This window comes from Rhodococcus sp. P3_B8 (assembly GCF_056402775.1).
The window spans coordinates 1-6,348 of the sequence record NZ_JBFUGT010000350.1; the positions used below are offsets into that span (position 1 = coordinate 1).

Annotated in this window: 4 protein-coding genes and 1 pseudogene; 2 read left to right on the forward strand and 3 right to left on the reverse strand. The window is 66.9% G+C overall.

Annotation, left to right across the window (positions count from 1 at the left end; genetic code table 11):
• On the forward strand, positions 1-461 hold a 461-nt coding region (locus tag AC1D1G_RS39890; protein ID WP_477956350.1), incomplete at its 5' end, for an MFS transporter.
• An 18-nt stretch (positions 462-479) separates the two neighbouring features.
• Here AC1D1G_RS39890 and AC1D1G_RS39895 read toward each other — a convergent pair.
• The 3 genes from AC1D1G_RS39895 to AC1D1G_RS39905 form a co-directional block, all read right to left on the reverse strand.
• Positions 480-1,259 carry a siderophore-interacting protein gene (locus AC1D1G_RS39895; RefSeq protein WP_477956351.1) on the reverse strand — a complete coding sequence of 260 codons (780 nt, stop codon included), beginning with the start codon at positions 1,257-1,259 and terminating at the stop codon, positions 480-482.
• A 72-nt stretch (positions 1,260-1,331) separates the two neighbouring features.
• A complete protein-coding gene (locus tag AC1D1G_RS39900) occupies positions 1,332-2,879 on the reverse strand; it encodes an acyl-CoA carboxylase subunit beta (protein WP_061046001.1) in 1,548 nt (515 codons plus the stop codon).
• A 926-nt stretch (positions 2,880-3,805) separates the two neighbouring features.
• Positions 3,806-5,611 (reverse strand): zinc ribbon domain-containing protein, encoded by a 1,806-nt coding sequence (locus tag AC1D1G_RS39905; protein ID WP_477956352.1) that lies wholly within the window; start codon positions 5,609-5,611, stop codon positions 3,806-3,808.
• A gap of 491 nt (positions 5,612-6,102) precedes the next feature.
• Here AC1D1G_RS39905 and AC1D1G_RS39910 point away from each other — a divergent pair.
• A pseudogene (locus AC1D1G_RS39910) lies at positions 6,103-6,348 on the forward strand (IS110 family RNA-guided transposase); the annotation flags it as partial.

Consider the following 6,348-nt stretch of genomic DNA (forward strand, 5'->3'; position numbering starts at 1 on the left):
GCCCGGGGCAGTTCTCTATGGTGTTCGCGGTGAACGCGGCGGGCATGGTGGGCGCCGCGATCGTGAACACGCGGCTCGTGGGCACATTCCACGCGCGGCAGCTGCTGGGTTTCGGGGTCACGCTGCTCCTGGCAGCGGGCGTCGTGCTGCTGCTCGCCGCGACGCTGATCGATTCGCCGCCCTGGTGGGCGATCCTCATTCCGCTGTTCGTCTCGGTGTCGAGCATCGGTTTCGTCATGGGCAATGCGACGGCGCTGGCTCAGGGCGAGGTGACCAAGGCGTCCGGCACCGGGTCCGCGCTCCTCGGTGCCGGCCAGTTCGGCCTCGCCGCGGTGGTCTCGCCGCTCGTCGGCATCGCCGGCCCCGACACCGCGGTTCCGATGGCCGTCGCGATCCCGTCGGCGGGCGCCGTGGCGATGCTGTCACTGCTGGTGCTGACGCGGCGGACGCACATCTCGTAGCGCGTCCGCCGCAGTGAGTCAGCGGGAGGCACCGTCGCTCGCGGCGAGCTCGGACTTCCACACCCGGAAGCCCTCCTCGGTGCGACCGCGACGCCAGTAACCGGAGATCGACGCGGCCGACGCGGGGACGCCCCGTTCCTTGCGTACGTAGGAGCGCAGGTTGTGCATGACTGCCTGCGCCTCACCGTGAATGAACACCTGCGCCGTTCCGGGCAGCCACGCGGTGTCGCGCACCGCCGCGACGAGGGGTGCGTTGTCCCCCGACACGTCTTCGCCGATCCGGTCCGACGTGTCGCCGCGGTGGATCCACGTGACGTCGACGCCTGCGGGCGAGCCGAAGACGATTTCGTCCTCGGGGCCGGCGACCTCGATGATCACCCGTCCGACCGCCGACGCGTCCAGCTTCTCGACGGACGCCGAGATGGCGGGGATTGCGGTCTCGTCTCCCGCGAGCAGGTACCAGTCGGCTGCCGGGTCCGGCGCGAACGCGCCTCCGGGGCCGCGCAGCCGGAGCACGTCGCCGGCCGCCGCGGACGCCGCCCACGGTCCGGCGACACCGGCGTCGCCGTGCACCACGAAGTCGATGGCGATCTCTCGCTTCACCGGATCCACCGACCGGATCGTGTACGTGCGCAGGACGGGCTCTTCGGGACCCCCGAATTCGAGTTTCGCGTACGCATCGGTGAAGGCATTGGGAACGAAGCTGTCGAATCCCGGGTCGCCGAGGAATATCCGCACCATGTGCGGGGTCAGCCATTCGGTCCGGAGCACGGTCAGTGTCGCAGTCGGCTTTGCCACAGGCATCTCTCCAATGAACTCAAGTTGATTAGTGTTACCTAACTACGGTACAGGAGTGACTGCCGACGGCGGTCAGAGCGGAATCAGGTGGTGCTTCTGCTCGCCGCGGGCGGAGTGCTTGTCGCGGAGCAACGTCAGCGCCCGCCGGATCTCGAGCCGGGTGGCGGACGGTTCGATCACCGCGTCGATGTAGCCGCGCTCGGCGGCCGAATACGGTGTCGCGACGTTCTCGTTGTAGGCGTCGACGAGTTGCTGCCGCATCGCGTCCTGTTCGTCGCCGGCGGCTTCGAGTTCGCGGTGGTAGAGGAGACTGATCGCGGCCTCGGCGCCCATGACCGCGATGCGTGCGGTCGGCCAGGCGAAGTTCACGTCGGCACCGAGTTGCTTGCACCCCATCACCGCATATCCACCGCCGTAGGACTTGCGGACCACCACAGTCACTTTCGGCACTGTGGCCGCCGCGAACGCCTGCAGGAAGCGGCCGCCGCTGCGGAGCACACCGTTCCGCTCCTGTTCCAGCCCGGGCAGGAAGCCCGGCGTGTCGACGACGAACACGAGGGGAATCTCGTAGGCGTCGCAGATCCGCACGAAGCGGGCCGCCTTGTCCGCGCTGACCTGATCCAGTGCCCCACTGAGAAATTGCGGCTGGTTGGCCACGACTCCGACAGATCGCCCGTCCACCCGGGAGAATCCGGTGATCACGTTCGGTGCCGTCTGCGCAGCGAGTTCGTGAAAGTCACCGTCGTCGAAGATGTTCAACAGCAGGTCTTGCATGTCGTAGGCGGCGTTGTCCGCGTCCGGCATGAACTCGTTCAACGCCAGATCGTTGTCGGTGATGTCGGGTTCGAGGCCGGGGTTCACGATCGGCGCCTCTTCGTGCCTGCTGGACGGGAGGAAGCCGAGATACTCCCGCACCCAGGCGAACGCCGCCTCTTCGCTCGGCGCGACATGGTGGACGTTCCCGTTCTCGGCCTGAGCGCGGGCGCCACCGAGTTCGTCGAGGGTGACGTCCTCGCCGGTGACGGATTTGATGACTCCGGGACCGGTGACGAACATGTACGCCTGCTCGTCCACGGCGACGACAAGATCGGTGTTGATCGGTGCGTACGCCGCACCGCCCGCACATTTGCCGAGGAGGATCGAGACCTGCGGGCACACTCCGGACAGCGGGATCTGGCGGCGGCCCATCTCGGCGTACCAGGCGAGCGACGTGACAGCGTCCTGCACGCGTGCGCCGCCGGAGTCGTTGATGCCCACGCAGGGGCAACCGATCCGCGCCGCGAACTCCATGATCGACGCGACCTTGCGACCGAACATCTCCCCCACGCTGCCACCGAACACGGTGTGGTCGTGCGAGAACACCGCCACCGGACGTCCGTCGACAGTTCCGTGGCCGGTGACGACGCCGTCACCGTACGGGTTGTCGGGGGCTCCTGGGTTCCTCGCCATCTGTCCGACCTCGATGAAACTACCGCGGTCGAGCAGCATCCGGATCCGTTCGCGGGGTCCGGGCAGGCCTTTCTCCGCGCGGCGCGCGATCGCCCTCGGGCTCCCCGGATTCAGCGACTGCTCGAGCCGAACCTCCAGGTCAGCGAGCAGTTCCGCCGTGGTCCTAGTCATGTGAGATTCCTCCTCAAGACGCCCCCGAGCAGACTGCACTCCCGGAGCGCCGGTAGTTCCCTCATCGGAGACCGTACGTGCACCGACCGGGCCCTATGGGTGAGCCGACTGGACTCTAAGTACCCACGACGGGCACAACTACCCCCTCCGGCACAACGCTGTTAGGACTCACAGACTCGATCAGGACTCGATGTCGGTCCGCGGCGTGCTCTCAGTTAGTGCTAAACCGCCGGCAAACGAACATGGCCAACCGCACCAGGCGGACAGGGCGATCCGGGGATGACGCGGGCGGATGGATGCCGGCAAATAGCTCCGCTACGAGCCGGACGCCATCAACAGGCCCAACACCTGCGCGACGAAGTTCCGCCACAATTCCTCGGTTGACCCCATATCTCACTCCTTCATGCAGTTGTGAGGTGCGCTATATGAAAGTTTCTACCCCAACCTGTCGTCGATCAGTCGCTTCGACTCGCACTACAGACACGCGAGCACGATGAAGTGTGCGCCGAGCGGACTCTCGAAGGGCTCGAGGTCTCACCTCTGCCGCGACCAGCCGGTGTCCTAGCATCCGACGAAGCACYCCGTCACGCCACCTGCGTCACCGACATCGAGCGACCATCGTCGTGCTCGGATCGGGAGACCCCATGTGGCCTCCGACCAGCTGGTACTACAACTTCGTCAACTGGTGGAATCAGTTCTAGGAGACATTATGATCGGCGTCGTGTTCGATCTTCCGGTGTACTGGCTTGCTAGTGCCCTGCGACCAGGCAGCGTTCAATCGAACATGGAATCATTTCTAGCCCAACCGAATCGAGCGGGCACCACCTCAGAATGAGAAAGATGCCGACCGGCCCGAGTCCCGCCGCCACTCGACGACCAGCAACCGGATCCTGCGCTGTGTCGCTAATTGTGCGCCACAGCAGCGTCTACGTAGATCTCATACTATCTGCCACTGGTGTGGCAGATGTTGGAGATAGACGTGTGTCACGGCTACCCGCATCACTTTGCGGTGGTGTGGGTTTGACCGTGTCCCACACCGACGCTTGTGGTACAGGAACATGCTGTTTCGGATTCACCCCCATCCGCTGTGTGACGGTGGGCAGGCTGTGGCGGACCCGGCGGTGCCGCGGTCTGCTCGGGGTGGGAGCGTGTTTGTCGCGCGATGGCCGTACCGGCGCGTGTTCGGCGACCCGGACCGCGGGCATCTGCCCACGCCGACGAGTGGCCTTGCCTCGACCCAGCAAGGCGCGTTTGGCCAAGTTCACACCGGCTACATGGTCGCGGTTGCCGCCGACTCGGCAGCGGGAACACCACGCGGTGTGGTAGCCGCTGGGGCGGGCAAGTGGTTCGTCGCAGCCCGGGCACCATGCAGAGGATCCTCGGGAGGGCACCGAGACCACTGTGATGCCGGCACCGGCGGCGGCGTGCGCGAGCGCAGCGGCGGCTTTGCGGCGGGCTGATTGGGCGGCCCGGTTGTTGTTGACCCGCCCGTGGTCCCGAGTCTCGAGGGTTGTGAGATCCTCCACCGCGATCACCTGCGCGTGAGCGGCGCTGGCGTACTCGGTGGCCTGGCGGGCGAAGTGGAACGCCAGTTCCCGGTTGATCCGTCCACGCTTGGCACCCACCGCGGTGCGGTGCTCGTTCAGGACGGCGATCTTTGCCTCCAACTCAGCGCGGACCTGGGGTGGGGCGGTGGCGGCCAGTCGGGTCAACCGTGCGGCCTTGGCGTGCAGCAGCTGGCCTTCGGCTTGCAGGCGCGCGAGTTTGATTCCGAGGCCGCGGTCGTCGTAGGTCCAGCCCCGGTAGTCCGACACCAGCCCTTCAGGGTGGTCGGTGGTGATGGCGGCGGCGCCGAGCGTGGACGGGGACCAGTCGACCCCGACCGCGACCGTGCCCGCCGGTAGATCGCCCGCGGGCACCATCTCGGTCGCGGCACACCGCCACAACAGACCCCGGCGGTCGAGGACCAAAGTCGGCAGATGCCAGTCGATGACCGCCCTGCCGTGCAGGTGCGCGGGGATGGTGGCGGTCAGCCGCACCCGCCGCCACTGCGCCCGCCCCGCCGGGAACGGGCTGGTGGGCAGCTTCACCGTCAACACCAGCTCACGGTCTGTCACAGCGATCTGTGCGAGCTGCCGATCGACAGCCGACAGTCGGGCCATCGCGGCCATCCGGGGCGGTTCCTGCACGTCGGTGATCCGCAATCGGGTCGACTGCGCCCCGTCGGTGCGGCCGGCGTGTGCGATGCGCTGGCGTCGTACTCCTCGAGCAAAACCCGGTGGCACGTAGTCCGCCGGTCCGGTCGGCGGCGCCACAGCCCCGGTGGCCGGGTCGAATCGAGCGGACAGTGCCGTGATCGCGGTGTCCCGGTGCGTCAGGGTCCGCAGGGTCGCCATCACCTGCGCGGTCACCACCCGCGTGACCCGCGACGGCACGTAGATACCGTCCGGATAGTTCGGGTTCCAGCCGAGGCGGGCCGCGGCGACATGACCCTGCACGGGCAGCTTGCGGTCCTGGCGGTCACGACCGGCGGCGAGCACATCGAACGTCGCCGGCTGCCACAGCCGCGACACCAACTCGGCACCGGCCGCGGTGACCAGGTCGAGGAGCCACCCCACCCGGGTGTCGACGTCGTCGAGGCCGATCGGCTCACAGGTAGCGTCGTCGACCGCCGTGTACGCGCGGGTGGTGAACGCGAACTGCCGCGGCGCAGTCGATCCCGGCCCGGTCAATGCCGGGCACAATTCACGATCGGCGAGCACCTTCGCGTTCCGAGAAGACCTGAGATCGCCCGAGATCTCATCGGTTAACCCTGTTCCAGCCGTGCGGCGGCGTCGCCCCGAAGCCGGTGTTGATACTGTTTCGACCGCAGCTGAGAGAACCGGCCGGACAACGATGCCAGCAACGCCATGACGTCCTCCATCAAACTCCCCCAAGCGATGTGCCGCGCTTGTCTCGCAGGATCTCGACTGTAACGCCGACCTCCGACATTTAAGCCTCGGAGGGAGTCCGCAGGCGGGCCGAACGTCCGACCGGGACACCTGGTGATCCCTGGCTTTCTGAGTGGTCGTCTGCGGGCTCGGTGTCTGGTCGAGCGGTGTCCTTGTTCGGGAACTTGGAGCCGGCCGGTAGGCGTGGACTCCTGCTTAGAGAATGTCTGGGCCGTGGCCGCGATGGTCAGTCACCTGGTGAACAGGGATGTGGACCGACAGGAGCAATGACGATGGCATTGACGTTGGGGATCGACGTGGCTGTCCGGGCGGAGCATCAGGCAACGCTCGCCCGTGATGGTGCCACGGTATGGCGTGGCCGGAAGTTCTGGACACGGCCGGCCGATCTGGAACGGTTGTGGGAGGACTTGGACCTGCCCGATCCGGCCGAGCTGACCGTGGTGGTCGAGCCGACCCGGAACGCGTGGATCGTGTTGGCGGAGTGGTTCCGTCGCCACGGTGCATGCGTGGTGATGGTC